Here is a 24,153-nt window from a genome sequence, read left to right on the forward strand (position 1 = left end):
GTGCGAGCCATGGCGCTCGCGTCCCCGATTCGTGGTCGGCAATCGAAAGTGGTTTGAAGGGGGGCACAGAAGAGATGTGTACCCGCAAGGGTGCGAGCAGGGATAGCCAAGTCTGGCCAACGGCGCAGCGTTCAGGGCGCTGTCCCATAGGGGTCCGCAGGTTCAAATCCTGCTCCCTGCATCACTTCTATCGAAACCATCTGGAGGAAAGTCATGAGTAAGACCAATCCACGGCTCAGCAACCTCATTGCCGAGCTCAAGTCGGTGTCCCGTTCAGAGGACGCTGACATCTGGAGCGACGTAGCAGAACGTCTCGAGAAACCCCGCCGCACACACGCGGAGGTCAATCTCGGACGGATAGAGCGATACGCACAGGAAGACGAGACGGTCATCGTGCCGGGCAAGGTGCTCGGTTCCGGTGCCCTCTCGAAGTCGGTCACCGTCGCGGCGGTCGACTTCTCGTCGTCCGCGGAGACCAAGATCGACCAGGTCGGCGAATCGCTCGAACTGGAACAGGCTATCGAACAGAATCCCGAAGGGTCCAACGTAAGGGTGATTCGATGAGTTTCGCAGAGTACGACGCAGACGTCGTCGTCGACGCGAGCGACTGCATCCTCGGACGCGTCGCGTCCACCGTCGCCCAGCGCGCACAGGACGGCGAGCGAATCGCCGTCGTCAACGCCGAGGAGGCCATCATCACGGGGTCGGAGGACGACATCATGGCGACGTACGAGAAGCGCGTCGACGTGGGCTCCGACAGCGGCCCGTACTACCCGAAGCGGCCGGACCGGATCTTCAAGCGTGCCATCCGTGGCATGCTTCCGTACAAGTCGAAGGCGGGGCGCGAGGCGTTCGAGAACGTCCGCGTCTACGTGGGCAACCCGTACGACGAGGACGGCGAAATCCTCGACGGTACGTCTCTCGACCGACTCTCGAACATCAAGTTCGTCCAGCTGGGCGACGTCTCAGCCAAACTGGGTGCTAACGTCACATGGTAACTAACACGTCCGGAAAGAAGAAGACGGCCATCGCCCGCGCGACCGTCTCGGAAGGCGAGGGTCGCGTCCGAATCAACTCCAAGCCGGTCGAACTGGTGGAACCGGAGATCTCCCGCCTGAAGATGCTGGAACCGTTCCGCATCGTCGACGGCATCCGCGACGACGTGGACGTCGACGTGGACGTCTCCGGCGGCGGCATCAGCGGCCAGGCCGACGCGGTCCGGACCGCCATCGCACGTGGACTGGTCCAGCACACCGGCGACGCCGAACTCCGCGACGCGTACATGGAGTTCGACCGCTCGCTGCTGGTCAACGACGTTCGCCAGTCCGAACCCAAGAAGTGGGGCGGTCCCGGTGCCCGGGCCCGCTACCAGAAGTCCTACCGCTAGGTGAGAGACCATGATGGTACCAGTCCGGTGTTTCACGTGCGGTAACGTCGTCGGCGAGCACTGGGAGGAGTTCAAGGCGCGGACGCGCGAGGGCGACGAGGACCCACAGGAGGTCCTCGACGAACTCGGCGTCGAGCGCTACTGCTGTCGCCGGATGCTCGTCTCGCACAAGGACCTCGTCGACATCGTCTCACCCTACCAGTAATGCCCCGACAACGCTACAACCGGTACGAGAAGGCACGCATCCTCGGCGCACGAGCGCTGCAGGTGTCCTACGGCGCACCGGTGCTCATCGAGACGGACCAGACCGAGCCGATACTCATCGCGGCCGAGGAGTACGACGCCGGCGCGCTCCCCTTCACGGTCAAACGAGGGTCCCGATGACGCTCGTCACGGACGTCAGGCTCCGTCGCGTCCTCGACTCCCGGGGCAACCCGACCGTCGAGGCCGACGTGTTGACCGAGAGCGGCGGATTCGGTCGAGCGGCCGCGCCGTCCGGCGCGAGCACGGGCGAGTACGAAGCCATCGAACTCCCACCGGGCGAGGCCATCGCGAACGCGCGCGAACACGCCGTCCCGCAACTGGAGGGCCGGGTGTACGCCGGCAACCAGCGGGAGGTCGACGCGGCCCTCCGCGGTGCGGACGGCACCGACGACTTCTCCGGTATCGGTGCGAACAGCGCGGTCGCCATCTCGATGGCGGCGGCGAAGGCCGGTGCCGACGTCCTCGGCGCGCCGCTGTTCCAGCACCTCGGCGGCACGTTCCGCGGGGAGAACTTCCCGACGCCGCTCGGGAACGTCGTCGGCGGCGGCGAACACGCCGCCGACGCGACGTACATCCAGGAGTTCCTCGCCGCACCCGTCGGCGCACCGAACGTCACCGACGCGGTGTTCGCGAACGCGGCCGTCCACGCTGCCGTCGCCGACATCCTCGACGAACGCGGCGAGTCCTGCGGCAAGGGCGACGAGGGTGCCTGGGCGCCGTCCATCGACGACGCCGAGGCGTTCGAGATAGTCGACGAGGCGACCGACGTGGTCTCCAGCGACGTCGGCTTCGAGGTCGGCTTCGGCCTCGACGTGGCCGCCTCCGAACTGTACGACGCCGACGCGGAGGTATACCGCTACGGCGACGACGAGAAGACGACCGACGAGCAGGTCGAGTACATCGCCGACCTGGTCCGGGAGTACGACCTCGTCTACGTCGAGGACCCCCTCGACGAGGACGACTACGAGGGCTTCGCCGACCTCACGGAACGCGTGGGCGAGCAGACGCTCGTCTGCGGCGACGACCTCTTCGTGACCAACACGGAGCGACTCCGGACCGGTATCGACCTCGACGCCGCGAACAGCATCCTCATCAAGCCGAACCAGATCGGGACGCTGGCCGACGCGTTCGACGCCGTCGAACTCGCGGTCCGGAACGGCTACGACCCGGTCATCTCCCACCGGTCGGGCGAGACCGAGGACGCGACCATCGCACACCTCGCCGTGGCGACCGACGCCCCGTTCATCAAGACGGGCGCGGTCGGCGGCGAGCGAACCGCCAAACTGAACGAACTCATCCGAATCGCAGACGACGCACTATGACAGACCAGGACCAAGAACAGGAAGGGCTCGACGCGGAAGAGACCGACATCGACCCCGAACCCGCCGAAGGCGCGGGTCCGGCGGCCGAGGTCGAGGACGCAGAGCCCGTTGACGAAACGGACTCCGAGGCCGAGGCGGCCGAGGACGAGACAGCAGAGGAGCCGGAACTCGACGAGGACGTCATGTCCGACGACGAGGCCGACCTCCTCATCCCCGTCGAGGACTACCTCGGTGCCGGTGTTCACATCGGTACCCAGCAGAAGACCAAGGACATGGAGCGGTTCATCCACCGCGTCCGGACCGACGGCCTGTACGTGCTCGACGTCGGCAAGACGGACAGCCGCATCCGCACGGCCGCGGACTTCCTGGCGAACTACGACCCGGAGCAGATACTGGTCACGTCCTCGCGCCAGTACGGTCGGTTCCCGGCGGAGAAGTTCGCCGACGCCGTCGGCGCCCGTGCCCGCACCGGTCGGTTCATCCCGGGCACGCTGACGAACCCGAAGTACGACGGCTACATCGAACCGGACATCGTGGTCGTCACGGACCCCATCGGCGACAGTCAGGCCGTCAAGGAGGCCATCACGGTGGGCATCCCGGTCATCGCGATGTGTGACTCGAACAACCAGACCAGCAACGTCGACCTCGTCGTCCCGACGAACAACAAGGGTCGCAAGGCCCTGTCGGTCGTCTACTGGCTGCTGGCCAACGAGACGCTCGACCGTCGCGGTGCCGAACCGACGTACTCCCTCGACGACTTCGAGAGCGGCATCTAGAGGATTCTGGTTCGTTTTTCGCGGTATCGCCCCCGGTGAGCGACCGCACCGTCGGTCGCGCCGACCCGGTACTGGCGACGAGTGGGTGGAATGTCGGATTCGACAACACTCTTTGCACAGGCCGGGAGAGAGGAGGTATGGTCACGGCAAGCGCCCCAGGGAAGGTGTACCTGTTCGGGGAGCACGCGGTCGTCTACGGCGAACCGGCGATTCCCTGCGCCGTCGAGCGCCGGGCGACGGTCACCGTCGAGGAACGGACCGACGGACGGCTCAGGGTGGACGCACAGGACCTCGAGATAGAGGGATTCACGGTCGAGTACGGGACGGTAGACGGCGACCCCGGCGTAGAGGTCCCGACCGAACTGCTGGAGGCAGCGACCGAGTACGTCGACGGCGCGGTCGAACAGGCACGCGACGCGGCCGGTGCGCCCGGCGCCGGGTTCGACGTGGCCGTCGAGAGCGACATCCCGCTCGGGGCGGGGCTCGGGTCGTCGGCGGCGGTGGTCGTGGCGACCATCGCGGCGGCGGCGGCCGAACTCGGCGTCACACTCGACCCCCGGGAGGTCGCAGACCGCGCGTACCGTGTCGAACTCGAGGTCCAGAACGGGCAGGCATCGCGCGCGGACACCTTCTGCTCGGCGATGGGAGGTGCGGTGCGCGTCGAGGGCGACGACTGTCGGACGCTCGACGCGCCGGACCTCCCGTTCGTCATCGGCTACGACGGCGGCTCGGGGAACACGGGCGAACTCGTCGCCCGGGTCCGGTCCCTGCGCGAGGAGTACGGGTTCGCCGCCGACACGGTCGCCGCCATCGGGGACGTCGTCCGGGCCGGGGAGTCGGTGCTCGGCGGCGACGGGGACGAGGCGTCGCTGGCCGAACTCGGTCGGCTGATGGACTTCGACCACGGCCTGCTGGAGGCACTGGGCGTCTCCTCGCGCTCCCTGGACGAGATGGTGTGGGCTGCGCGAGAGGCCGGCGCACACGGTGCGAAACTGACGGGAGCGGGCGGTGCCGGCTGTATCGTCGCCCTCGACGAGACGCCGGAGACGGAGACGGCGCTGTCGTACTCCAAATCCTGCGAGCAGGCGTTCCGGGCGGAACTCGCCCGCGAGGGGGTGGTCGTCTCGTGACGACCGTCCTCAAACTGGGCGGGTCGGTCATCACCGAGAAGGACCGCGCCGAGACGGTCGACGGCGCGGCACTCGACCGGGCGGCCGACGCCGTCGCCGCACACGACGACGACCTCGTCGTCGTCCACGGCGGCGGGAGCTTCGGCCACCACAACGCGGAGGCGTTCGGCGTCAGTACGACCGAGGGCACCCACGACGTCGCCGGTGTCACCCAGATACACGGCGCGATGAAGGCCCTGAACGGCCTCGTCCTGCGCCGACTCCACGACCGGGACGTCCCGGCGGTTCCGGTCCATCCCCTCTCGGCCGCGAACCGGGACGAGGACGGGACGCTGACGCTCCCGTCCGGTCAGGTCGCGACGCTCCGTGCCGAGGGGTTCGTCCCCGTCCTCCACGGGGACGTGGTCGCACATCGGGGCGAGGGCGTGACGGTACTCTCCGGCGACGAGATCGTCACCTCGCTGGCGACGTCGCTCGACGCCGACCGGGTCGGACTCTGCTCGACGGTCCCGGGCGTCCTCGACGACGCCGACGAGGTGATTCCGCGCATCGAGACGTACGACGACGTGGCGGACGTCCTCGGCGGTGCTGACGCGACAGACGTCTCGGGCGGGATGGCAGGAAAGGTGCGGACGCTACTCGCGCTGTCGACGCCGGCGACCATCTTCGGACTCGACGACCTGGAGTCGTTCCTCGACGGCGGTCGACCGGGCACGACCGTCGGGTGAGGCGTCGCCCGTCACCGGCGCAGTCTGCGCAACGGTGCCAGGAGCGCGTCGAGTGCGTTGGCGACGACGTTACTGTCGTCCTCGCCGCCTGACGACGTACCGATGAACGTCCCCTGCCCGCTGGGGCGGTCGGCGACGCGGTCCAGCCCCCCGCACTCGTGGCGTTCGGGGAGTCTGTGGCGCCCGCAGTGCGACTCGCCACACTCGTTGCAGGTGTACGGTAGGCCATCGACCTCCTGGCCACAGAACGCACACGAACTCATACTACGTGCAGGGTGTGGCGAAAGTTAAACCTGTGGCCCGGGCGATTCCAGGACGTGGTGTTCGACCCCAGGAACCACCCTCGGGGACGGTCCGGCGTAAGTCGTTCCCCACTCGCGGGCGACACGTAACCCACGTGCTTTTAACCTCGGGCCGAGAATGGTCGGTCAACAGACCCCGCGGGTAAGTGTGACGGCGAGTACGGTACCCCCGACACCTGCGTCGGGGGAGGACGCTGTCACATAGCGGGATATGCGCCGACGTGCTGTAAGACGCCGGGGCGTAGCGTCCCGTCCAACGGGGGAGTTTACCATACCGATTCACGGCTTTCGGTGCTAACGACCATGGAAATCGAAATCGCAACCATAGGCGGATACGAAGAAGTCGGGCGGCAGATGACTGCCGTCCGCGCAGGGAACGACGTCGTCGTCTTCGACATGGGTCTGAACCTCTCGCAGGTTCTCATCCACGACAACGTCGAGACCGAGAAGATGCACAGTCTGGACCTCATCGACATGGGGGCCATCCCGGACGACCGGGTCATGAGCGAACTCGAAGGTGACGTGCAGGCCATCGTGCCGACGCACGGCCACCTCGACCACATCGGGGCCATCTCGAAACTGGCACACCGGTACGACGCACCCATCGTCGCGACGCCGTTCACCATCGAACTCGTCAAGCAACAGGTCGAGAGCGAACAGAAGTTCGGCGTCGAGAACGACCTCGTGAAGATGGACGCCGGCGAGACGATGACCATCGGCGACTCCGGGCAGGTCGAACTCGAGTTCGTCAACGTCACCCACTCGATCATCGACGCCATCAACCCGGTGATCCACACGCCCGAGGGGGCCATCGTCTACGGCCTCGACAAGCGCATGGACCACACGCCGGTCATCGGCGACCCCATCGACATGAAGCGGTTCCGCGAGATCGGCCGCGAAGGCAACGGCGTCCTCTGTTACATCGAGGACTGTACCAACGCGAACAAGAAGGGGCGAACGCCCTCCGAGGCCGTCGCACGACGCCACCTCAAGGACGTGATGTACTCGATGGAGGACTACACGGGCGGCATCGTCGCCACGACGTTCTCCAGCCACATCGCCCGCGTGAAGTCCCTCGTCGAGTTCGCACGCGACATCGGGCGGCAACCGGTCCTGCTCGGACGGTCGATGGAGAAGTACTCCGGCACGGCGGAACGACTCGGCTTCGTCGACTTCCCGGGCGACCTCGGGATGTTCGGCCACCGCAAGTCCGTCGACCGGACGTTCAAGCGAATCATGAAGGAGGGCAAGGGCAACTTCCTGCCCATCGTCACCGGCCACCAGGGTGAACCGCGCGCGATGCTCACCCGGATGGGCCGGGGCGAGACTCCCTACGAGTTAGCCGACGGCGACAAGGTCATCTTCTCGGCCCGGGTCATCCCGGAACCGACGAACGAGGGCCAGCGCTACCAGTCCGAACGCCTGCTCGGGATGCAGGGCGCTCGCGTCTACGACGACATCCACGTCTCCGGCCACCTGAACCAGGAGGGCCACTACGAGATGCTCCAGGCGCTCCAGCCCCAGCACGTCATCCCGGCCCACCAGGACATGAAGGGCTTCTCCGGCTACGTCGACCTCGCCGAGAACGAAGGATACACTATGGGTCGCGACCTCCACGTCACCAGAAACGGCAACCTCATCCAGCTGACCGAGTGACAGCATGACAGATCCGCAGACGCGAGAACAGACGGTGCTCGATGCGGTGGCCGAGCGACGCGAGCAGGTCAACCGGGGTATCACGGAGGAGCTTCCCATCAAGCCGCCACGGCGGCTCTACGAAGCGTCCCGGTACCTGCTGGACGCGGGCGGGAAGCGCCTGCGTCCGACCGTCCTGCTCGTGGTGGGCGAGGCGCTGACGGACACCCCGCCACTCTCGGCCGACTACAGGGAGTTCCCGTCGCTCACTGACGAACCCGTCGACCTGATGGCCGCGGCGGTCAGCGTCGAGGTCATCCAGTCGTTCACGCTCATCCACGACGACATCATGGACGACGACGACCTCCGTCGCGGCGTCCCGGCTGTCCACAAGGAGTACGACCTCGAGACAGCGATCCTCGCGGGCGACACGCTCTACTCGAAGGCGTTCGAGATAATGGTCGAGACCGACGCCCCGCCCGAGCGCGTGGTCGCGGCGACCGACACGCTCGCGTCGACCTGTACGAAGATATGCGAGGGCCAGAGCCTCGACGTCTCCTTCGAGTCGCGTGCCGACGTGGACCCGGACGAGTACCTCGAGATGATAGAACAGAAGACCGCGGTGCTGTACGCGGCATCGGCCGCCATCGCGGCGGAGTTGCTCTCGGCCGACGACGAGGTCGTCGACGCGCTGTACGGCTACGGACTCGACGTCGGGCGCGCGTTCCAGATACAGGACGACGTCCTCGACCTGACCGTGCCGTCCGACCAGCTGGGCAAGCAACGCGGGTCCGACCTCGTCGAGAACAAGCAGACGCTGATAACCGTCCACGCCCGCGACCAGGGCGTCGACGTCGACGGACTCGTCGACACCGACAGCGTCGAGGCCGTCACCGAGGCGGAGATCGAAGCAGCCGTCCAGACGCTGCAGGAGGCTGGCAGCATCGAGTACGCCAACCAGACCGCGCGAGACCTCGTCGACCGTGGCAAGTCGCGCCTGGAGGTCCTCCCGGACAACGAGGCCCGCGACCTGCTGTGTGACATCGCCGACTACCTGATAGAGCGCGGCTACTGACCGGAGACGCGGTGCGGTCTCCGGGTCTACCGTCTACCGATACCGGGGCCAGCGACACATCACGACTGTTTTGACCCCGGTGGGACTACCCTGTACCAATGGACGAGTCCCTTCGCGAACGGGTGGAGACGGTAGCAGAGCGACACGCCCTGTTCAACGCCATCAAGCACGAGAGCGACGCCGACGTCGGTGCGGTGATGGGCCCGATGATGGGCGAGAACCCCGAGTTCCGAGAACACGGCGACGAGATACCCGGCATCGTCGCGGGCGTCTGCGCCAGGGTGAACGACCTCGACCACGAGGGGAAACGCGAGCGACTGGGCGAGATCGCACCGGAGATGCTGGCGGAACTCGACAGCGAGGAGGCGGCCGAGGAGCAGGTGCTCTCCGACCTGCCGAACGTCGAGGAGTACGAGCAGGTCCGGATGCGGTGTGCGCCGAACCCGAACGGCCCGTGGCACATCGGCCACGCCCGCATGCCCGCCGTCATCGGGACGTACAAGGACCGATACGACGGCTGGTTCTGCGTCCGGTTCGACGACACCGACCCGGAGACGAAGCGCCCGGACCTCGACGCCTACGACGCCATCCTCGAGGACGTCGAGTACCTCGGCTTCGAGGCAGACGAGGTGTTCAAGGCCAGCGACCGGGTCGAGACATACTACGACCACGCCCGCGAACTCGTCGACCTCGGTGGCGCGTACACGTGCTCGTGTTCGGGCGAGGAGTTCTCCGACCTGAAGAACAGCGGCGAACCGTGCCCGCACCGGGACAAGGACCCCGAGACGACCCGCGAGGAGTTCGAGGCGATGGTCGACGGCGAGTACGACTCCGGCGAGATGGTGCTGCGGGTGAAGACCGACATCGGTCACAAGAACCCCGCCCTGCGTGACTGGGTGGCGTTCCGGATGGTCGACACGCCACACCCGCGTCCCGAGGCCGCCGACTACCGCTGCTGGCCGATGCTCGACTTCCAGTCCGGCGTCGACGACCACCTCGTCGGCATCACCCACATCATCCGGGGCATCGACCTGCAGGACTCCGCGAAGCGCCAGCAGTTCGTCTACGACTACTTCGACTGGACGTACCCGGAGGTGGTCCACTGGGGGCACGTGCAGGTCGACGCCTACGACGTGAAGATGTCCACCTCGACGATCAAGGAACTCATCGAGGCCGGCGAACTCGACGGCTGGGACGACCCGCGCGCGCCGACCATCGACAGCCTCCGCCGGCGGGGCATCCGCGGGGAGGCCATCGTCGAGTCGATGCTCGAACTCGGCACGTCGACCAGCGACGTCGACCTCGCCATGTCGACGGTCTACTCGAAGAACCGGGACCTCGTCGACGACGAGGCTGACCGGCAGTTCCTCGTGCGCGACGGCACGGAACTCGGCATCGTCGGCGGCGCACCCGAGTTCGGCGAACCGCCGGTCCACCCGGACCACGAGGAGCGGGGTCGGCGCGAGATTCCGGTCGGAAGCGCGGTCCTGGTCGAACCCGGCGACCTGCCCGAGCGCGAGGAACGCGTCTGGCTGAAGGGACTCGGCTGCTTCCGGTTCACCCGCGACGCCCTCCAGTACACGGGCGACGACATCTCGGCGGTCCGTGAGGAGGGCGTCGACGTCGTCCACTGGGTGCCGGCGGCCGACAACGAACCGGTCGAACTCTGGACGATGGACGGCGTCGTCGAGGGGCGGGCCGAACCCGGCTTCGTCGACCAGCCGGTCGACGCGATGGTGCAGTTCGAGCGCATCGGCTTCGCGCGCGTCGACGCCCACACCGACGACGGGTCGGTGGCGTACTTCGCACACCAGTAGCTGGCCCGGACGCCGGTTCAGACCGCGAGTGCCAGGCCGAACCCGACGAGCATCGACAGGGTCAGCAGTACCTGGACGACGATGCTCGCGAGGATGCCGACGGTGGTGAACGCGGCCACGCGGGCGGCGTGTTCGTGGTCCTCCTTCTGGTAGAGTTCGACGGCGAAGACCGTGCCGGCGACGCCGACGATGATGCCGACCGGTCCGGCGACGAACGCGAGGACGAGGCCGACGACGCCCGCGAGCAACGTGGTCCCCCACGACGCACCGCCGGCTTTCGCCGAGACGACGTCCGCGAGGAAGTCGGCGGCGACGGCGGTCGCGCCGACGAGTAGCAACGCGACGGCGGCGACGGTGCCGAGTCCGTCGCCGGCGTACCAGTAGACGCCGACGCCGAGCATCGACACCAGCGGCCCGGGCACGGAGGGGATGGCGCTGCCGACGACGCCCGCGACGAGCAACGCGACGGCGACGAGCAACGCGACGTCGGCGCCCGTCACCAGGGAGGCGATGTCCATACCGTCCATACTCGGTTGCCGGGCATGTGTCTTTCCGAGCGAGTGTGTCACCCGGTGACGCACAATCGCCAGAGAGGGCGGCGATGGGCGGCCAGAACACACCATGTGGCGAGTAGCGGGCCGGTATCCGGTGACGACGCCGACGAAGCGACGGCAAAACCCGCCGCAGTAACGAGGTTCACGAACGTACATTTAAGACCCGGGACGCCTTTGACCCTAGCTGACAATGCCCATCGACCCGAACTTCGAGGAGAACCGGGAAGTCGTCGACGAACACAACGGACACGACGTGTGGGGTCCAGTCGAGGAGCCAGAGCAACTCGGCATCCACGGCACCCACGTCGCGGTGGACTTCGACATCTGCCTCGCCGACGGGGCCTGCCTTGAGGACTGCCCCGTCGACGTGTTCGAGTGGGTCGACACCCCCGGCCACCCCGAATCCGAGATCAAGGCCGACCCCGCGAACGAGGCCCAGTGTATCGACTGCATGCTCTGTGTCGACGTCTGTCCGGTCGACGCCATCGACGTGGACGCAGGACGACAGGGGCGAGCGTAGATAGCGATGGAGGTCGCAGTGCTTACGAAGGGGGTTCCCGACTTCCGAGAGGGCCAGGTGTCGTTCGACGAGGACGGCCACCTCGAACGCGGGAAGACCCCGACGGTGATGAACCCGAACGACAAGTTCGCGCTGGAGGCGGCACTCCAGACGAAGGTGCGCCACGGCGGCAACGTGACGCTGTGCAGCATGGGGCCGCCCGGCTACGACAACATCCTCGAGGAGGGGATGCGCGACGTCTACGCCGACGACCTCGTGCTGGTGTCCGACCGCGAGTTCGCTGCCGCGGACACCTGGGCGACGGCCATCACGCTCACCACGGCGCTCGAACACAGAGACAGGACGCCGGACCTCGTGTTCGCGGGGTTCAAGACGGCCGACGGCGAGACGGGTCACACGGGTCCCCAGACGTGCTGGGGACTCGAGTGGCCGGTCCTGACCCACGTCATCTCGCTCGACATGGACCCCGACGAGGGGACCGTCCGGGCGAAGCGCCTGGTAGAGGGCGACGTGAACGAGATAGAGACGGTCGAGACGGAACTCCCGTGTTTCGTCGTGACCGACCCCGAGTTCGAACCGACGTACCGGCGGGCGGAACACCGCCTCCGGCACAAGGACCTCAGGGAGGAGACGCGCGAACGCGCGGAGAACTACGAGGACCACCTCACGACGTGGAACCACGAGGAACTGAACCTCGACCCTGACTACGTCGGACTCGACGGGTCCCCCACCATCGTCTCGTCGGTGGACCCCATCCCGAAGGCGCCCGCCGAACGCGAGGCGACGATGGTCGACCCCGACGACGAACAGGGGATGGAATCGATTCTCGAAGAGATGACGCCCCTCGCGGCAGGTGACTGAGATGGCGAGTATTGACCCAGGCGAGTACACGATCGCTGAACTCGGACCGGCACTCAAGGACATCGAGGACGTCGACGAACTGCAGGAGATACTGCAGGCGGAGAAGGAGGGCGAGGACCGCACCGGCGCGGTCACGCTCATCGAGAGTCGCATCGACAAGTTCTCCGAGGACGAGACGGACGACGAGGAGGGCGAACTCGACCCCGCCGACATGAGCGTCGCGGACATCGGCAACGCGGTCCGCGACCTGGAGGAGGTCGAGGACCTCGAAGCCATGCTCGAAGCCGAGGAGGCCGCCGAGAACCGCGACAGTGCGAAGCGACTCATCCAGAAGCGCATCGACGACCTCAGCGAGTCCGAGGCGGAAGACGAGGGTGAACAGGAGGAGGCGCTGTCGCCGGAGGAGCGCCACCCCGAACTCGACCACCCGACGGCGGACAAGCGCCACGTCCGGGCCATCGAGGACGGCACCTACGAGGACACGTGGGTGTACTGCGAGACCCAGCAGGGCGAACTGCTGGACGTCTCCCGGGAGATGCTCGGGAAGGCGCGAGAACTGATGGACGACTACGCCGACGACTACGGGTCCGAGGAGCGGGTCGTCGCCGTCCTCATCGGTGACGACGTGGAGCGCCACGCCGACGAGTGCATCTCCCTCGGCGCGGACGTCGTCGTGTACGCCGAGGACGAGGAGCTGTCGCGATTCCGCCACAAGCCGTACACGGAGATATTCTGCGACATGGCCCGGTGGGGCGGCGACCCCGGCGAGGGCAACCCCGACCCGGCCGACTGGCGCGACTACGACGAACCGCGATACGTCCTGTTCCCTGCGACGAACAACGGTCGCGACCTCTCGGCGCAGGTCCAGGCCGAACTCGACTCGGGGCTGGCGTCGGACTGTTCCGGCCTCTACATCGAGGACGCCGAGATATCGAACCCCGTCAAGACCGGCGAACCGGGCACGACGAAGACGTTCGAGCGCATCCTGCACATGAAACGTCCGGACTTCTCCGGGTTCGAGTACTCGACCATCCTCTGCATCGACAACCCGAACCGGGACTTCCACCCACAGGGTGGGTCGGTCATCCCCGGGAGTTTCGACGTGCCGGACCCGGACCCCGACCGCGAGGGCGAACTCGTCGAGTGGGACGGGAACATCTCCGGCGACTGGTTCCGCGTCTCGGTGACCGAGTACGACGTGCTCGACGAGGGCGTCGACCTCACGGACAACGAGGTCATCGTCGCCATGGGCCGGGGCATCGGGGGCGACCCGACCCGCGGCATGGAACTCGGGATGGACCTCGCCGACTGCTTCGAGGACGCCGACGTCGGCGTCACCCGTGGCATCGTCACCGGGTCGTACCAGTTCGAGGGCCACGTCGAACCCTACACGGCCGAGGAACGCCAGATCGGCGAGACCGGACAGGTCGTCGCGCCGAAACTGTACATCGCGGCCGGCATCTCCGGTGCCGTCCAGCACAAGGTCGGCATGGACGAGTCCGACGTCATCGTCTCGATAAACACCGACCCGGACGCACGCATCAGGGACTTCTCGGACTACTTCATCGAGGGAGACCTGTTCGAGGTGCTTCCCAGACTCATCGAGGCGGTCAAGAGCGGCGACGCCTCGGACGCCGTTGCGGAGGCCGCGACCGCCGGGGGTGGTGACGATGACTGACCGCGAGCACTACGAGGCGGTCGTCGTCGGTGCCGGCCCGGGCGGTGCGGCGGCGGCGGCCCGACTCGCCGACCACGGCGTCGAGACGCTCGTCCTCGAACGCGGCGTCGAGGCCGGGTCGAAGAACGTCTCTGGCGGACTCATCTACGCAGAGAACTCCGCACCCTACCGCATCGACGACCTGTTCCCCGACTTCCGCGAGGAAGCGACCGAGCGTCCCATCACCGACTACCAGATGGACAACATCGCGGGGAACGCGGTGAAGACGTACGACCTCACGCCGCTCCACGAGAACGACACGAAGTGGTGTGACGCGGTGCTCCGGCGGAAGATGGACTCGTGGCTGGCAGAGCGGGTCCACGAGAAGTGCCGGGAGCACGGCGGTGGCTTGCTGACCGACGTGCGCGTCAACGGCCTGCTCCGCGAGGACGGCGAGATAATCGGCGTCACCTGCGACGAACTCGACGACATCGAGGCCGACGTGGTCATCGGCGCAGACGGGGTCAACTCCGAACTCGCCCGGGCGGCCGGACTGATGGACTGGGAGGACCCCGAGGAGTGGTTCCAGGGCGTCAAGGCCGTCGTCGACATGCCCGACGGGGCCATCCAGGAGCGGTTCGACGTCGGCGAGGGCGAGGGTGCCGCACGCCTGTTCTCGGGCGACCTGTTCCAGGACGTCCGGGGCGGCGGGTTCATGTACACGAACCAGGACACCCTCTCCATCGGGACGGTGTTCCACCTCGACAGCCTTGCCGCCGAGCGCGCCGAACCCCACGAACTGCTGAACGCGCTGTTGACCCACCCGCACCTCTCGGAGTGGATCGGCGACGAGTACGAGGAACTGGAGTACTCGGCGAAACTCGTCCCCGACTCGAAGAAGGTGGCGCTGAAAGAACCTCACCGCGACCGCCTGCTGCTCGTCGGCGACGCCGCCGGTCAGATGCAGGCCCAGGGTCCCATCATCAAGGGGATGAACCACGCGGTGACCGCCGGCGCGCTGGCGGCCGACGCGTACGTCACGTCCCGCGGGCGCTCCGACAAGACGGCGGGGCAGCGCTACGCGTCCCTGCTGAAGGAGGAGGGCGTGATGGCCAAACTCCGACCCAGCAGCTACGAGGTGACGAGTTCGGTCACCGAAAGTTCGGCTGTCGCCGGCGTGACGGAGACGCTCGCCAGTTCGTTCCTCGGACGGGCGGTCCTCCGGACGGGCGTCGGCGAATCGCTGGTCTCGCGCGCGTTCAACTCGCCGACGATGCTGTCGATGCTGCCCGACATCCGGCCCGCGTACGTGACGATACCGACCCTGCTGGCCGAGGAGCAGGGCGTCCCGGTCGAGGGCGAGAGCAGCGTCGAACCACCGTCCCTGGAGGACCGCATCGGCGACCTGACCTACGACACGGACATCGGTAACCCGCACATCCGCCTGCGTGACAACTCCTACGCGGCCAGCGGGACGGCAGTCACGGCCTGTCCGGTCAGTGCCGAGGACTTCGGCGGCGGCTGCTATCGCTCCGAGACGGTCAAGACCAACGGCGGGGAGGAGCGCGTGGTGAGCCTCGACACGCAACCCTGCGTGGAGTGTGGCACCTGCGCCATCGTCGCCGACACCGAGTGGGAGCACCCCCGCGGCGGCAAGGGTGTCGAGTACCGTCAGGGATGACGGCTCCCGTCGGTGACCGTATCGACGAGTTCGAACGACGGGTCGAACGCGAACGGCGATCGTTCGACCCCCCCGAGGACCCGGACGAACGCGCGATGGAGTACGTCCGGGAGGGCGTCGGGCCGGCGGTCGTCCTCTACGCGGACTGCCGGACCGGCGGCCCGGACCTGCCGTCGGCGGAGCGCGACCGACTCGAAGGCGTCCTCAACGACTGGCTGGAGCTGTACGCGCGGTGCTACGGCGTCGAGATGGAGTGCTCGTTCGCACTGCACACGGCCGCCGAGGTGCTGGTCGAGACGCACAACGCCCGCGACGTGGCACAGTTGCTGACGACGGTCCCGCCCCGGCACTGACGGTCGTCGCCGGACTCACCTTCTTCGCCGTCTGACCCGTCCGGAGATTCGTGACCAGCCATCGCTGCACGTCGATGCTGTCGAGACGTGCTGGAGATGGCGGCTTCGACCGTTGCTCAGTTCGGCGGTACCCTGCTGAGGGGATTCGCACGACGGTCCGGTGGTCCCAAACAATCATTACGGCAGGATGCGTGATAACGTCCACCATGAAACTCACGGACAAACTGAGCTTCGAACACGAGGACCGAGAGCGGATCTACGAGTACGTAGAGAGCCACGGCACGGTCGACCGGTCGTCGCTCCACCGGACGCTGAACCTCGACCCGCGGGCGGTCCGACACCACGTCGCCATCCTCAAGCGCGACGGCTACCTGACCGACACCGACGGCGAGTTGAAGGTGGCGTTCGAGGACGAGGCGGCCGCCGAGGAGCACTCCTCCGACGACCTGGACTTCGTCATCCGGCAGGCCCGGCAGGAGGACCTGACCGGACTGGTCGGGGCCATCCGGGCCGTCGCCAGCGGCGGGGACTACATCGTCGCCGAGTCGGTCGCGGACGTCCTCGACCACGAGGAGGTACTGCTCCGGCACAACGAACTGGAGTCGCGCATGTTCTTCGTCGCCACCATCGGCGACGAGGTGGTCGGCTGGGTCCACATCCGCGCTCCCGAACTCGAGAAACTGGCCCACACCGCCGAGTTGACCGTCGGCGTCCTCGCGGAGTACCGCCGTCACGACATCGGCTCGCACCTGCTGGAGCGCGGCATCAGCTGGGCCGCCTCGAACGGCTACGAGAAGATATACAACTCCGTCCCGGCGACCAACGAGGGCGCCATCGAGTTCCTCGAACGACACGGCTGGGAGACCGAGGCGGTCCGGAAGGACCACTACCGTATCGGCGGCGAGTACGTGGACGAAGTGATGATGGCCGTGACGGTCTGAGTCGAGGACTGGACGGGCGAACGGGACGCGCAGTCACCCCAGCATTTCTCGATGCCGCCGAGTACCTGCTCCAGCCCGGACGCACCGAGGGTCCTGGTGTCGGGGCAGTATTACGTCGGCGGGTCGGCGGCCAGGACGAACGTCACGGCCACTCGTCCTCCCTGCCCTCCAGGGGAATCGCCACCACGCCGTCCTGCTGGACCAGCGCACGAGCGTGGGCGGTGCACACCTCGCGGTTCTCGTCCCACGGCACGTCGAGCAGGACCGCGGCCTCGCGGTCGCAGTCGGGTTCGGCACACTCCATACGCCCCGTTTCGGGCGGAGGGTAACGAAGGTACCCCGTCCGGTCAGCCGTGACGCTCGCGCTCCTCGGCGGCGACGTCCCCGCCGTAGGCGTCGACCAGCGGGACGAACGCGTCGCCGAGGGCGCGCATGCACTGGCCGGCGGAGTGGAAGCTGCAGTCCTCGGCGACGGCCGGCCACGGTCGGCCCTGCAGGACGCGTTCGACGAGCAGGCGCTCCTCCCGGGCGGTCAGGGACACGTCGTGGTCCGGGTCGACGAGGTGCTTGGTCAGCAGGTCGCGGAAGGGCGTCGGGTCCACGTCGAACAGGCCCGTGCCGTAGGCCGCCCCGGCGACCATCCGCCACTCGTGCTCGTCGAGCGAGAGCGAGACGTCGCCGTCGCAGGCGGTCAGCGCGGCCCGTATCTCGTCGGGGTCGGCGTCGGCGAGCGAGTCGGTCAACTGGCCGCCGACGCGCCGTGCGAACCAGTCGCCGTGGCGGTCGGCCAGCGCCTCGCCCGCCGGCGAGCAGGGGTCGAGCATCACGACCGAGTACTCGCCGCTGACGTCGTTCCGGGTGGTCGAGTAGTGGACCACGGCGTAGTCGTTCCGTCGCCAGAACCGAAGCAGGTCGGGCGTGGCACCGTAGGCGACGCCGAGCCAGTCCATCTCGTCGGCGAACTCATCGCGGACCTCGGAGAGGAGGTGCGACCCGAGCCCCTGCGACCGGGCGGCGTGATGCGTGGCGATGCGGACGACGCGCTGGCCGACCGGGGCGGCGGCCCCCTCGTCGCGGACCTGGCTCACCAGCACGTCGGGAATCATGTTGCCCCGGATGCGGCCACCCTCGTACAACTCTGCGGCTGTCCCGTCCGACAGGTCCCCCTCCCGGGCGAGCAGGGCGACGCTTACGACGTGGCCCCCGTGGGACAGCGCCCGGACGGTGAGGTTGGGGGCGTCGAGCAGGCGCGCGAGGTCGTCGGGCTGGGTCTGGTAGTGTGCGAGCACGAGCAGGCCGAAGGTCTCCCGGAGCAGCGTCGGGTCCGCGAGGAGGTCGTCCGGGGTGAGCCGTTCGTAGGAGACCGAGTCGGTGGTCGCCTCGGCGACCAGTTCGGGCACCGGCGGGTTCGCGTCCAGTCCGAGTGCGTGGAACGACCAGACCTCGACCGGGTCGCCGCCCGCGTACCGGATCGGCTCCGCCAGTCGGGTTTCGCGCACGTCGTGGTCGCTCTCGTCGAGGTGGTCCCGGAACCGGACCGAGAACCCACGGCCAGCACCCTCGTAGCCGTGGACTGTCGAGGCGTAGGCGACCCGGTCGGCGTCGAGCGTCGCGTCGAGCAGGCGCACCGACAGGGCTGCCGCCTCGTCGACGACCAGCACGTCGGGGTCGCCGGCCGTCGCCGCGGCCTCCCGCGGCGGTTCGAACCGCACCGACCCGCCGGTCGTCGAGACGAGGTCCGTCTCCTCGTCGGGATGGTCGCCGGCCACGCCCAGCGTCGCGAGCAGTTCCCGCGCGCGCTCGAACGCCTCCGCTGCGCTCCGGTACTGTGGCGCGGTGACGAGGACGTCCTGCCCGTCGGCGGCGAACGCACCGGCGGCCAGTCCCGCCGCACTGGACTTCCCGCGCCCCCGGTCGGCCTCCAGGACGAGGGCACGGGGGGTCGCGGTCCCGTCGTCCCGCCGGAGGAACTCGAAGTCGTGGACCGCCTCGACCTGGTCGGTCGTCAGGCACGCCTCGTACGCCGCGCGCGGGAAGGCGTGGTCGGTCGGGAACGCGAGTCCCTCCTCTCGGGCGACCCGCGGGGCCGGGTGCGTGAGTCCTTCGTCACGGACCGCGTCGTCGTCCACGTCCACGATACCGACTCCGGGGTGCGCCCGGAGCGTCTCGACGAAGCGCCGGCGGAACCGGCCGCCGACGTCCTCGACGCCGAACGGCGGAACGGCCAGTCCGGCGTCGAAGTCGTCGGGCAGGTCCGGCCAGTCCGAGAGCGACGGCGCGAGCAGGACCAGCAGGCCGCCGCCGTCGACTGCGCCGACCACCTGCCCCAGCGCGTTCGGGCGAAGCGTGTCGTGTGCGTCGTAGACGACGCACGACTGCGTCGTCCCGAGCAGCGTCGACGCCCGGTTCGGCGGCACCTGCTGGCACGAGAGCAGGTCGCGCTCGCTCACCAGCGCCGTGTCGGTGACCGCCACCGGGACCGCGTCGAGGACCGCACGCACCGCGTCGTAACAGCGCTCGCGCTCGCCGGTGAGCACGAGCAGTCGGCGCTCGTTCACCGACCGCGCCTCGGTGAGGAGTGCCCGGGCCGCGTCGACTGCGTACATACCACGGCGTGCGTCCCGGAGGGACAGGGGCGTTTCGGTCCCGGGTCGAGTGGACGCTGAACCCGGACGGGTCGCCCGCCATCGGCGAGGACGCGTCCCGGGATTCGTTCGACAACATCGCCGATTCGAGTATCTCCTCCTGGTAACCGAACGGAACGTACCCGGTCGAAAACGCCTATGAGTCGGTCTCGCACGGAGCCGACGGTTTGAACACCCTTATAAGGTGGGCCGAGTTATCAACGTGATACACCCTACGCGGGGTTGATGATGCTCCTAGCCCCACAGGAATCCGACCGTCCTCGACCCAGCCGACGGTCATGCGGGACCACCCGCGACGGCAGGGGAGTGCGAGCCCACGCGTAGGAGAGGTGAACAACCATGCCAGTCTACGTAACCAAAGACATCCCAGCCGACCTCCAAGAGGACGCCCTCGAGGCCCTCGAGGTCGCACGAGACACAGGTAGCGTAAAGAAAGGAACGAACGAGACGACGAAGTCCGTCGAGCGCGGCAACGCCGAACTGGTCTACGTCGCAGAGGACGTCACGCCCGAGGAGATCGTCATGCACCTCCCCGAACTGGCGGACGAGAAGGGTATCCCGGTCGTCTTCATCGAGACCCAGGACGACGTCGGCCACGCGGCCGGCCTCGAAGTCGGCAGCGCCGCCGCGTCCATCGTCGACGCCGGAGAGGCCTCGGACCAGGTCGAGGACATCGCCGGCAAGCTCGAGGACCTGTAGAGGTAATCCATGAGTGCCGAAGAGTCCGAAGACGGCGCGACCCCCGCGGAAGTCATCGAGATAGTCGGCAAGACCGGCATGCACGGCGAAGCCATGCAGGTCAAGTGCCGCATCCGCGAGGGAGAGAACCAGGGTCGAATCATCACACGAAACTGCCTCGGTCCGGTCCGCGAGGGCGACATCCTGCAGCTGCGGGAGACCGCTCGCGAGGCCGACTCCATCGGAGGACAATAATGGTTACCACGCGCGAGTGTGAGTACTGTGGCGACGACATAGAACCCGGGACGGGTACGATGTTCGTCCACACGGACGGGACGACCGTCCACTACTGTTCCGCGAAGTGCGAGAAGAACGCCGCACTCGGTCGCGAACCGCGCGACCTCGAGTGGACCGAAGCGGGCGGCCGCAACGAGGTCGCCGAGGCGGAGGGTGACGAGGAATGAGCGAGCGCGAACGCACCTTCCTCATGGTCAAGCCCGACGGCGTCCAGCGCGGCCTCATCGGCGAGATTATCTCCCGGTTCGAGGACCGCGGACTCAAGCTCGTCGGTGCGAAGTTCATGCAGATAGACCAGGACCTCGCACACGAGCACTACGGTGAACACGAGGGCAAACCCTTCTTCGATGGCCTCGTCGACTTCATCACGTCCGGTCCCGTCATGGCGATGGTCTGGGAGGGCGACGACGCCGTCCGCCAGGCCCGCCACATGATGGGCGAGACCGACCCGGCCGACTCCGACCCCGGCACCATCCGGGGCGACTTCGGTCTGGACCTCGGTCGGAACGTCATCCACGGCTCCGACCACGAGGACCCCGGGTCGAACGAACGCGAGATATCGCTGTTCTTCGACGAGGACGAACTCGTCGACTACGAGAAGGTCGACGCCGGCTGGATCTACGAGTAGTCCCGCCCTCGACGCTTCTCGTCGTCGTTCAGTCCCCCACAGCGATTGCTCGGTTCGGGCGTACGGGCCGGGCGAACGAACTTTACCCCTCTCCGTCGTCGTGTAGGAACCGTGAAGAGAGAGACTACGAGACGGGCGGTCCTCACTGCCGTCCTCGGCGCGGGCGTCGGAGGGATGACGCTCACGGAGGCCCGGAGCTACCTCGACCGGTTCGCACCCGGGTCGGGGTCCGTCTGGGGTGCGGCGGACCCGGGCGTGGGCGGGACGGTCGACAGCCCCTACGGTCCGGCGACGGTGAGCTACGACGACCACCACGTTCCCCACGTCGTGGCCGACGACGAACTGGCCGCATACTTCGCGGTCGGGTACTGCCACGGCGCGGACCGCCTGTTCCAGATGGACCTCTACCGGCGACTCATGGAGGGGCGGCTCTCGGCCGTCGTCGGCGACGTGGCGGTCGACTCGGACGTGTTCCACCGCCAGCTCGACTTCGCCGGTGCCGCCGACGCGACGCGGGAGCGGAACCGGGACACAGAGACGGGAGCCGTCGTCGAGGCGTACGTCGACGGCGTCGAGCACGCCCGGAAGCGGGAGGAGACGCCGCTGGAGTACCGACTGCTCTCGTTCGAACCCGAGGCGTGGACGCCACAGGCGTCGCTCGTCATCTCGAAGCAGATATCCTGGGGCCTGACCGGGTCGTTCCGGACGCTCCGGACCGCGCTCGCCGCCGAGCGACTGGGCACGGACGAAACCGAGACGCTGTACCCCCGGCTCATGGACCACGAGACGCCCATCGTCAGGGGCGGAGAGTCGTCGACGTCGTCGCCCGACGTCGGCGGTCCGGCGCCCGACCCCCGCATGGTCTCGTGGCTCGGCGAGTTCGAGACGGGCCCGGGCATCGGGTCGAACTCCTGGGTGGTCTCCGGCGAGCACACGGCCTCCGGCGACCCCATCGTGGCGAACGACCCGCACCTGAACCTGACCGTCCCGCCGGTCTGGTACGAACAGCACGTCGTCGCCGACGCCCTCGACGTCCGTGGCGTCTGCTTCCCGGGCGTCCCGTTCGTCATCATCGGGCAGAACCACGCCGGAGCGTGGGGGTTCACCAACGCCGGCGCCGACGTCATCGACTTCTACACCTACGAGACGACGGGCGACGGCGGCTACCGCTACGGCGACGAGACCCGTCGGTTCGACAGCCGTACCGAGACCGTCGCCGTCGCCGACGGCGAGGACGTGGCCGTCGAGGTCAAGCGGTCGGTCCACGGGGCGGTCCTCTCGCAGTTCCCCGACGGCGGCGAGTTGCAGGCCGCCGACGAACTCGGCGTCGCCTGGACCGGCCTCTCGGGGACCCGGACCGTCGAGTCGGTCCACAGACTCACCCGTGCAGACGGGCTCGCGGACGTGAAGGAGGCGATACGGCTCTTCGACGAACCGACGCAGAACTTCGTCTACGCCGACCGCGACGGCAACACCTACTACCGGGTCACCGGTCAGATTCCGGTCCGGACGACCGACGGCGACCCGGTCCACGGGACGCGAATCTTCGACGGGTCGGCCCGCGAGGGCGAGTGGGGCGACGGGTACGAGCCCTTCGGGGCCTCCTCGTGGGACGGCTTCGTCCCGTTCGAGGAGAAACCGGGCGTCGAGAACCCCGACTACCTCGCGACGGCGAACCAGCGCCTCACCGACGACCCCCAGCACTACCTGTCGGAGGGGTACGCGCCACCGTTCCGGGGCGCACGGATCTACGACCTGCTGGACGACCGCGTCGAGAGCGACCGGCCGATAGACCCGGCGTTCGCGCGTGACCTGCAACTCGATACGTACGACCCGCGGTGGCCACTGTTCCGGCCGGTGGTCGAGACAGCGCGGGGGGCAGACGACACCCGGACCGGTGACCTCTACTACGACCCCTACCAGGTGTTGCTGGACTGGGACGGCCGGATGGACCCCGACGCGGTCGCGCCCCTCGTGTTCGAGCGCTGGCTCCGGGCGTACCGCGAGTCGGTGTTCGACCGGCGATTCTCCGAGGCCGGCCTCCCCGATGACTTCCCCAAGCCGAACGACTGGGTCCTCGGCACGCGCTCGGTGAACGGGGACCTGACCGACGAGGGTGGGATTCCCGTCGGACACGCGACGTCGGCCATGGGCCAGGCCGAGCAGGAGATACTCGACGAGGGGTGGGAGGACTACGGCGACTGGAACACCGTCCGGTTCACCCACCCCTTCGACCAGTCGTTCCTGAACTACCCGAACCTGCGGACGGCGGGGTCGCCTGGCACCGTCCGGAACTTCCACGCCGAGGCGTCGACCGGCGCGAGCTGGCGGATGGTCGCCACGTTCGATGGCGAGTCCAGTGCGGTCCTGCCAGGCGGCAACTCCGGCGACTACTTCTCCGACCACTACGACGACCAGTTACGGATGTGGGCGTCGGGCGAGTACAAACCGCTCTCGCGGACGGTACCAGACGGCGTCGACCTGCGGTTCGAGGAGGGAGGCGGATGACGGTCGACCGCCTCGACGACGTTCGGTCGGACGACCGCGACCGGTGGGCCCTCACCGCCGTGGCCGTCCTGGCCGGCGTCGGCCTCTCGCTGGTCCACTGGAGCGGGTTGCTCGTCGCGGGTGCACTGGTCGCGCTCCCACAGCGGTCGGTCGCCCGGGGTCTCGCCGCCGGCGTCGGCGTCGGCGTCCTCGTCTCCCTCGTCGCCTTCCTCGTCCCCCTGACCCTCACCGGGTCAGTCTCGTCCGTCGCCGAGATGGGCGTCGTCGCGGCACTCCCGGTCGGCATCGGACTCGCACTGCCGGCGTTCGGCGCCCTGGTCCGCGGACTCGTGTGAGTCCACCCGGCCGGGTCGGGACGTCGAAGGGACGACCCCGTGCCACCAGCCCGCACGCC

28 protein-coding genes and 1 tRNA gene are annotated in these 24,153 nt (G+C 68.0%); 25 read left to right on the forward strand and 4 right to left on the reverse strand.

What is annotated here, in order from left to right:
• Positions 1 to 96 precede the first annotated feature (96 nt).
• From ACSC1W_RS20110 to ACSC1W_RS20155, 10 genes are all read left to right on the forward strand, one after another.
• Positions 97 to 181: transfer RNA gene (locus ACSC1W_RS20110), tRNA-Leu, on the forward strand.
• A 32-nt stretch (positions 182 to 213) separates the two neighbouring features.
• Positions 214 to 564: a 50S ribosomal protein L18e gene (locus ACSC1W_RS20115; RefSeq protein ID WP_435349590.1), complete on the forward strand. Its 351-nt coding sequence runs from the start codon at positions 214 to 216 to the stop codon at positions 562 to 564.
• Entirely contained in the window at positions 561 to 998 is a 438-nt protein-coding gene (locus tag ACSC1W_RS20120; RefSeq protein WP_435349592.1) for a 50S ribosomal protein L13, read from the forward strand. The genes ACSC1W_RS20115 and ACSC1W_RS20120 overlap by 4 nt, the downstream gene beginning before the upstream one ends.
• Positions 992 to 1,387 (forward strand): 30S ribosomal protein S9, encoded by a 396-nt coding sequence (locus ACSC1W_RS20125; protein WP_435349593.1) that lies wholly within the window; start codon positions 992 to 994, stop codon positions 1,385 to 1,387. Before ACSC1W_RS20120 ends, ACSC1W_RS20125 begins: the two co-directional genes overlap by 7 nt.
• A gap of 10 nt (positions 1,388 to 1,397) precedes the next feature.
• A complete protein-coding gene (locus ACSC1W_RS20130; RefSeq protein ID WP_435349594.1) occupies positions 1,398 to 1,592 on the forward strand; it encodes a DNA-directed RNA polymerase subunit N in 195 nt (64 codons plus the stop codon).
• Complete coding sequence (locus ACSC1W_RS20135; RefSeq protein ID WP_435349595.1) at positions 1,592 to 1,771, forward strand: DNA-directed RNA polymerase subunit K; 180 nt, start codon at positions 1,592 to 1,594, stop codon at positions 1,769 to 1,771. The genes ACSC1W_RS20130 and ACSC1W_RS20135 overlap by 1 nt, the downstream gene beginning before the upstream one ends.
• Positions 1,768 to 2,973 carry a phosphopyruvate hydratase gene (eno, locus tag ACSC1W_RS20140; protein ID WP_435349596.1) on the forward strand — a complete coding sequence of 402 codons (1,206 nt, stop codon included), beginning with the start codon at positions 1,768 to 1,770 and terminating at the stop codon, positions 2,971 to 2,973. The genes ACSC1W_RS20135 and eno overlap by 4 nt, the downstream gene beginning before the upstream one ends.
• Positions 2,970 to 3,749: a 30S ribosomal protein S2 gene (gene rpsB / locus ACSC1W_RS20145; RefSeq protein WP_435349598.1), complete on the forward strand. Its 780-nt coding sequence runs from the start codon at positions 2,970 to 2,972 to the stop codon at positions 3,747 to 3,749. The genes eno and rpsB overlap by 4 nt, the downstream gene beginning before the upstream one ends.
• Positions 3,750 to 3,886: 137 nt before the next feature.
• Positions 3,887 to 4,879, forward strand: coding sequence for a mevalonate kinase (gene mvk, locus ACSC1W_RS20150; RefSeq protein WP_435349599.1), 993 nt, complete (start codon positions 3,887 to 3,889; stop codon positions 4,877 to 4,879).
• The gene (locus ACSC1W_RS20155; RefSeq protein WP_435349601.1) at positions 4,876 to 5,607 is read left to right on the forward strand and encodes an isopentenyl phosphate kinase; all 732 of its coding nucleotides are present in this window, start codon (positions 4,876 to 4,878) and stop codon (positions 5,605 to 5,607) included. The genes mvk and ACSC1W_RS20155 overlap by 4 nt, the downstream gene beginning before the upstream one ends.
• Before the next feature lie 11 nt (positions 5,608 to 5,618).
• On the opposite strand, the gene ACSC1W_RS20160 is transcribed toward ACSC1W_RS20155, so the two are convergent.
• Positions 5,619 to 5,870, reverse strand: a complete 252-nt coding sequence (locus ACSC1W_RS20160; RefSeq protein ID WP_435349602.1) for an AN1-type zinc finger protein — start codon at positions 5,868 to 5,870, stop codon at positions 5,619 to 5,621.
• Between the two features lie 342 nt (positions 5,871 to 6,212).
• On the opposite strand from ACSC1W_RS20160, the gene ACSC1W_RS20165 reads away from it, so the two are divergent.
• From ACSC1W_RS20165 to ACSC1W_RS20175, 3 genes are all read left to right on the forward strand, one after another.
• A complete protein-coding gene (locus tag ACSC1W_RS20165) occupies positions 6,213 to 7,565 on the forward strand; it encodes an RNase J family beta-CASP ribonuclease (RefSeq protein WP_435349604.1) in 1,353 nt (450 codons plus the stop codon).
• A 4-nt stretch (positions 7,566 to 7,569) separates the two neighbouring features.
• Positions 7,570 to 8,619: a geranylfarnesyl diphosphate synthase gene (idsA3, locus tag ACSC1W_RS20170; protein ID WP_435349605.1), complete on the forward strand. Its 1,050-nt coding sequence runs from the start codon at positions 7,570 to 7,572 to the stop codon at positions 8,617 to 8,619.
• Between the two features lie 98 nt (positions 8,620 to 8,717).
• Complete coding sequence (locus ACSC1W_RS20175; protein WP_435349606.1) at positions 8,718 to 10,436, forward strand: glutamate--tRNA ligase; 1,719 nt, start codon at positions 8,718 to 8,720, stop codon at positions 10,434 to 10,436.
• A 17-nt stretch (positions 10,437 to 10,453) separates the two neighbouring features.
• On the opposite strand, the gene ACSC1W_RS20180 is transcribed toward ACSC1W_RS20175, so the two are convergent.
• Positions 10,454 to 10,954, reverse strand: a complete 501-nt coding sequence (locus ACSC1W_RS20180; protein ID WP_435349607.1) for a DUF456 domain-containing protein — start codon at positions 10,952 to 10,954, stop codon at positions 10,454 to 10,456.
• 226 nt (positions 10,955 to 11,180) lie between these two features.
• Between ACSC1W_RS20180 and ACSC1W_RS20185 the strand changes: the two genes are divergently transcribed.
• The 6 genes from ACSC1W_RS20185 to ACSC1W_RS20210 all read left to right on the forward strand — a co-directional run bounded on the left by ACSC1W_RS20185 (position 11,181) and on the right by ACSC1W_RS20210 (position 17,003).
• Positions 11,181 to 11,510, forward strand: a complete 330-nt coding sequence (locus tag ACSC1W_RS20185; RefSeq protein ID WP_435349609.1) for a 4Fe-4S dicluster domain-containing protein — start codon at positions 11,181 to 11,183, stop codon at positions 11,508 to 11,510.
• Between the two features lie 6 nt (positions 11,511 to 11,516).
• Complete coding sequence (locus ACSC1W_RS20190; protein ID WP_435349610.1) at positions 11,517 to 12,371, forward strand: electron transfer flavoprotein subunit beta/FixA family protein; 855 nt, start codon at positions 11,517 to 11,519, stop codon at positions 12,369 to 12,371.
• Between the two features lies 1 nt (position 12,372).
• Positions 12,373 to 14,049 (forward strand): electron transfer flavoprotein subunit alpha/FixB family protein, encoded by a 1,677-nt coding sequence (locus tag ACSC1W_RS20195; protein WP_435349611.1) that lies wholly within the window; start codon positions 12,373 to 12,375, stop codon positions 14,047 to 14,049.
• On the forward strand, positions 14,042 to 15,709 hold the full coding sequence (locus tag ACSC1W_RS20200; RefSeq protein WP_435349613.1) for an FAD-dependent monooxygenase: 1,668 nt from the start codon (positions 14,042 to 14,044) through the stop codon (positions 15,707 to 15,709). Before ACSC1W_RS20195 ends, ACSC1W_RS20200 begins: the two co-directional genes overlap by 8 nt.
• Positions 15,706 to 16,062 (forward strand): DUF8055 family protein, encoded by a 357-nt coding sequence (locus tag ACSC1W_RS20205; RefSeq protein WP_435349614.1) that lies wholly within the window; start codon positions 15,706 to 15,708, stop codon positions 16,060 to 16,062. Before ACSC1W_RS20200 ends, ACSC1W_RS20205 begins: the two co-directional genes overlap by 4 nt.
• Before the next feature lie 206 nt (positions 16,063 to 16,268).
• A complete protein-coding gene (locus ACSC1W_RS20210; protein ID WP_435349616.1) occupies positions 16,269 to 17,003 on the forward strand; it encodes a GNAT family N-acetyltransferase in 735 nt (244 codons plus the stop codon).
• A 142-nt stretch (positions 17,004 to 17,145) separates the two neighbouring features.
• Here ACSC1W_RS20210 and ACSC1W_RS20215 read toward each other — a convergent pair whose 3' ends face one another.
• Together ACSC1W_RS20215 and tmcA are read right to left on the reverse strand one after the other, a co-directional pair.
• Positions 17,146 to 17,307, reverse strand: coding sequence for a DUF8014 family protein (locus ACSC1W_RS20215; RefSeq protein WP_435349618.1), 162 nt, complete (start codon positions 17,305 to 17,307; stop codon positions 17,146 to 17,148).
• A 43-nt stretch (positions 17,308 to 17,350) separates the two neighbouring features.
• Positions 17,351 to 19,609: a tRNA(Met) cytidine acetyltransferase TmcA gene (gene tmcA, locus ACSC1W_RS20220; RefSeq protein WP_435349620.1), complete on the reverse strand. Its 2,259-nt coding sequence runs from the start codon at positions 19,607 to 19,609 to the stop codon at positions 17,351 to 17,353.
• A 378-nt stretch (positions 19,610 to 19,987) separates the two neighbouring features.
• Between tmcA and rpl7ae the strand changes: the two genes are divergently transcribed.
• The 6 genes from rpl7ae (at position 19,988) to ACSC1W_RS20250 (ending at position 24,094) form a co-directional block, all read left to right on the forward strand.
• On the forward strand, positions 19,988 to 20,347 hold the full coding sequence (rpl7ae, locus tag ACSC1W_RS20225; protein ID WP_435349621.1) for a 50S ribosomal protein L7Ae: 360 nt from the start codon (positions 19,988 to 19,990) through the stop codon (positions 20,345 to 20,347).
• Between the two features lie 9 nt (positions 20,348 to 20,356).
• Positions 20,357 to 20,581, forward strand: a complete 225-nt coding sequence (locus ACSC1W_RS20230; protein ID WP_089731743.1) for a 30S ribosomal protein S28e — start codon at positions 20,357 to 20,359, stop codon at positions 20,579 to 20,581.
• Positions 20,581 to 20,790, forward strand: coding sequence for a 50S ribosomal protein L24e (locus tag ACSC1W_RS20235; RefSeq protein ID WP_435349624.1), 210 nt, complete (start codon positions 20,581 to 20,583; stop codon positions 20,788 to 20,790). Before ACSC1W_RS20230 ends, ACSC1W_RS20235 begins: the two co-directional genes overlap by 1 nt.
• A complete protein-coding gene (gene ndk / locus ACSC1W_RS20240) occupies positions 20,787 to 21,251 on the forward strand; it encodes a nucleoside-diphosphate kinase (protein ID WP_435349625.1) in 465 nt (154 codons plus the stop codon). Before ACSC1W_RS20235 ends, ndk begins: the two co-directional genes overlap by 4 nt.
• Before the next feature lie 111 nt (positions 21,252 to 21,362).
• Positions 21,363 to 23,759 carry a penicillin acylase family protein gene (locus ACSC1W_RS20245; protein WP_435349626.1) on the forward strand — a complete coding sequence of 799 codons (2,397 nt, stop codon included), beginning with the start codon at positions 21,363 to 21,365 and terminating at the stop codon, positions 23,757 to 23,759.
• Complete coding sequence (locus ACSC1W_RS20250) at positions 23,756 to 24,094, forward strand: hypothetical protein (protein ID WP_435349627.1); 339 nt, start codon at positions 23,756 to 23,758, stop codon at positions 24,092 to 24,094. Before ACSC1W_RS20245 ends, ACSC1W_RS20250 begins: the two co-directional genes overlap by 4 nt.
• The last annotated feature ends 59 nt before the right edge of the window (positions 24,095 to 24,153 follow it).

Origin of the sequence: Haloarchaeobius marinus (genome assembly GCF_051207415.1) — an archaeon.
Lineage (GTDB): Archaea > Halobacteriota > Halobacteria > Halobacteriales > Natrialbaceae > Haloarchaeobius.

What these genes read in the sequence shown, in the direction of transcription:
- ACSC1W_RS20115 (WP_435349590.1), top strand. Translation starts at nt 214, where the DNA reads ATGAGTAAGACCAATCCACGGCTCAGCAACCTCATTGCCGAGCTCAAG.
- ACSC1W_RS20120 (WP_435349592.1), top strand. Translation starts at nt 561, where the DNA reads ATGAGTTTCGCAGAGTACGACGCAGACGTCGTCGTCGACGCGAGCGAC.
- ACSC1W_RS20125 (WP_435349593.1), top strand. Translation starts at nt 992, where the DNA reads ATGGTAACTAACACGTCCGGAAAGAAGAAGACGGCCATCGCCCGCGCG.
- ACSC1W_RS20130 (WP_435349594.1), top strand. Translation starts at nt 1,398, where the DNA reads ATGATGGTACCAGTCCGGTGTTTCACGTGCGGTAACGTCGTCGGCGAG.
- ACSC1W_RS20135 (WP_435349595.1), top strand. Translation starts at nt 1,592, where the DNA reads ATGCCCCGACAACGCTACAACCGGTACGAGAAGGCACGCATCCTCGGC.
- eno (WP_435349596.1), top strand. Translation starts at nt 1,768, where the DNA reads ATGACGCTCGTCACGGACGTCAGGCTCCGTCGCGTCCTCGACTCCCGG.
- rpsB (WP_435349598.1), top strand. Translation starts at nt 2,970, where the DNA reads ATGACAGACCAGGACCAAGAACAGGAAGGGCTCGACGCGGAAGAGACC.
- mvk (WP_435349599.1), top strand. Translation starts at nt 3,887, where the DNA reads ATGGTCACGGCAAGCGCCCCAGGGAAGGTGTACCTGTTCGGGGAGCAC.
- ACSC1W_RS20160 (WP_435349602.1), bottom strand. Translation starts at nt 5,870, where the DNA reads ATGAGTTCGTGTGCGTTCTGTGGCCAGGAGGTCGATGGCCTACCGTAC.
- ACSC1W_RS20165 (WP_435349604.1), top strand. Translation starts at nt 6,213, where the DNA reads ATGGAAATCGAAATCGCAACCATAGGCGGATACGAAGAAGTCGGGCGG.
- idsA3 (WP_435349605.1), top strand. Translation starts at nt 7,570, where the DNA reads ATGACAGATCCGCAGACGCGAGAACAGACGGTGCTCGATGCGGTGGCC.
- ACSC1W_RS20175 (WP_435349606.1), top strand. Translation starts at nt 8,718, where the DNA reads ATGGACGAGTCCCTTCGCGAACGGGTGGAGACGGTAGCAGAGCGACAC.
- ACSC1W_RS20180 (WP_435349607.1), bottom strand. Translation starts at nt 10,954, where the DNA reads ATGGACATCGCCTCCCTGGTGACGGGCGCCGACGTCGCGTTGCTCGTC.
- ACSC1W_RS20185 (WP_435349609.1), top strand. Translation starts at nt 11,181, where the DNA reads ATGCCCATCGACCCGAACTTCGAGGAGAACCGGGAAGTCGTCGACGAA.
- ACSC1W_RS20190 (WP_435349610.1), top strand. Translation starts at nt 11,517, where the DNA reads ATGGAGGTCGCAGTGCTTACGAAGGGGGTTCCCGACTTCCGAGAGGGC.
- ACSC1W_RS20195 (WP_435349611.1), top strand. Translation starts at nt 12,373, where the DNA reads ATGGCGAGTATTGACCCAGGCGAGTACACGATCGCTGAACTCGGACCG.
- ACSC1W_RS20200 (WP_435349613.1), top strand. Translation starts at nt 14,042, where the DNA reads ATGACTGACCGCGAGCACTACGAGGCGGTCGTCGTCGGTGCCGGCCCG.
- ACSC1W_RS20205 (WP_435349614.1), top strand. Translation starts at nt 15,706, where the DNA reads ATGACGGCTCCCGTCGGTGACCGTATCGACGAGTTCGAACGACGGGTC.
- ACSC1W_RS20210 (WP_435349616.1), top strand. Translation starts at nt 16,269, where the DNA reads ATGAAACTCACGGACAAACTGAGCTTCGAACACGAGGACCGAGAGCGG.
- ACSC1W_RS20215 (WP_435349618.1), bottom strand. Translation starts at nt 17,307, where the DNA reads ATGGAGTGTGCCGAACCCGACTGCGACCGCGAGGCCGCGGTCCTGCTC.
- tmcA (WP_435349620.1), bottom strand. Translation starts at nt 19,609, where the DNA reads ATGTACGCAGTCGACGCGGCCCGGGCACTCCTCACCGAGGCGCGGTCG.
- rpl7ae (WP_435349621.1), top strand. Translation starts at nt 19,988, where the DNA reads ATGCCAGTCTACGTAACCAAAGACATCCCAGCCGACCTCCAAGAGGAC.
- ACSC1W_RS20230 (WP_089731743.1), top strand. Translation starts at nt 20,357, where the DNA reads ATGAGTGCCGAAGAGTCCGAAGACGGCGCGACCCCCGCGGAAGTCATC.
- ACSC1W_RS20235 (WP_435349624.1), top strand. Translation starts at nt 20,581, where the DNA reads ATGGTTACCACGCGCGAGTGTGAGTACTGTGGCGACGACATAGAACCC.
- ndk (WP_435349625.1), top strand. Translation starts at nt 20,787, where the DNA reads ATGAGCGAGCGCGAACGCACCTTCCTCATGGTCAAGCCCGACGGCGTC.
- ACSC1W_RS20250 (WP_435349627.1), top strand. Translation starts at nt 23,756, where the DNA reads ATGACGGTCGACCGCCTCGACGACGTTCGGTCGGACGACCGCGACCGG.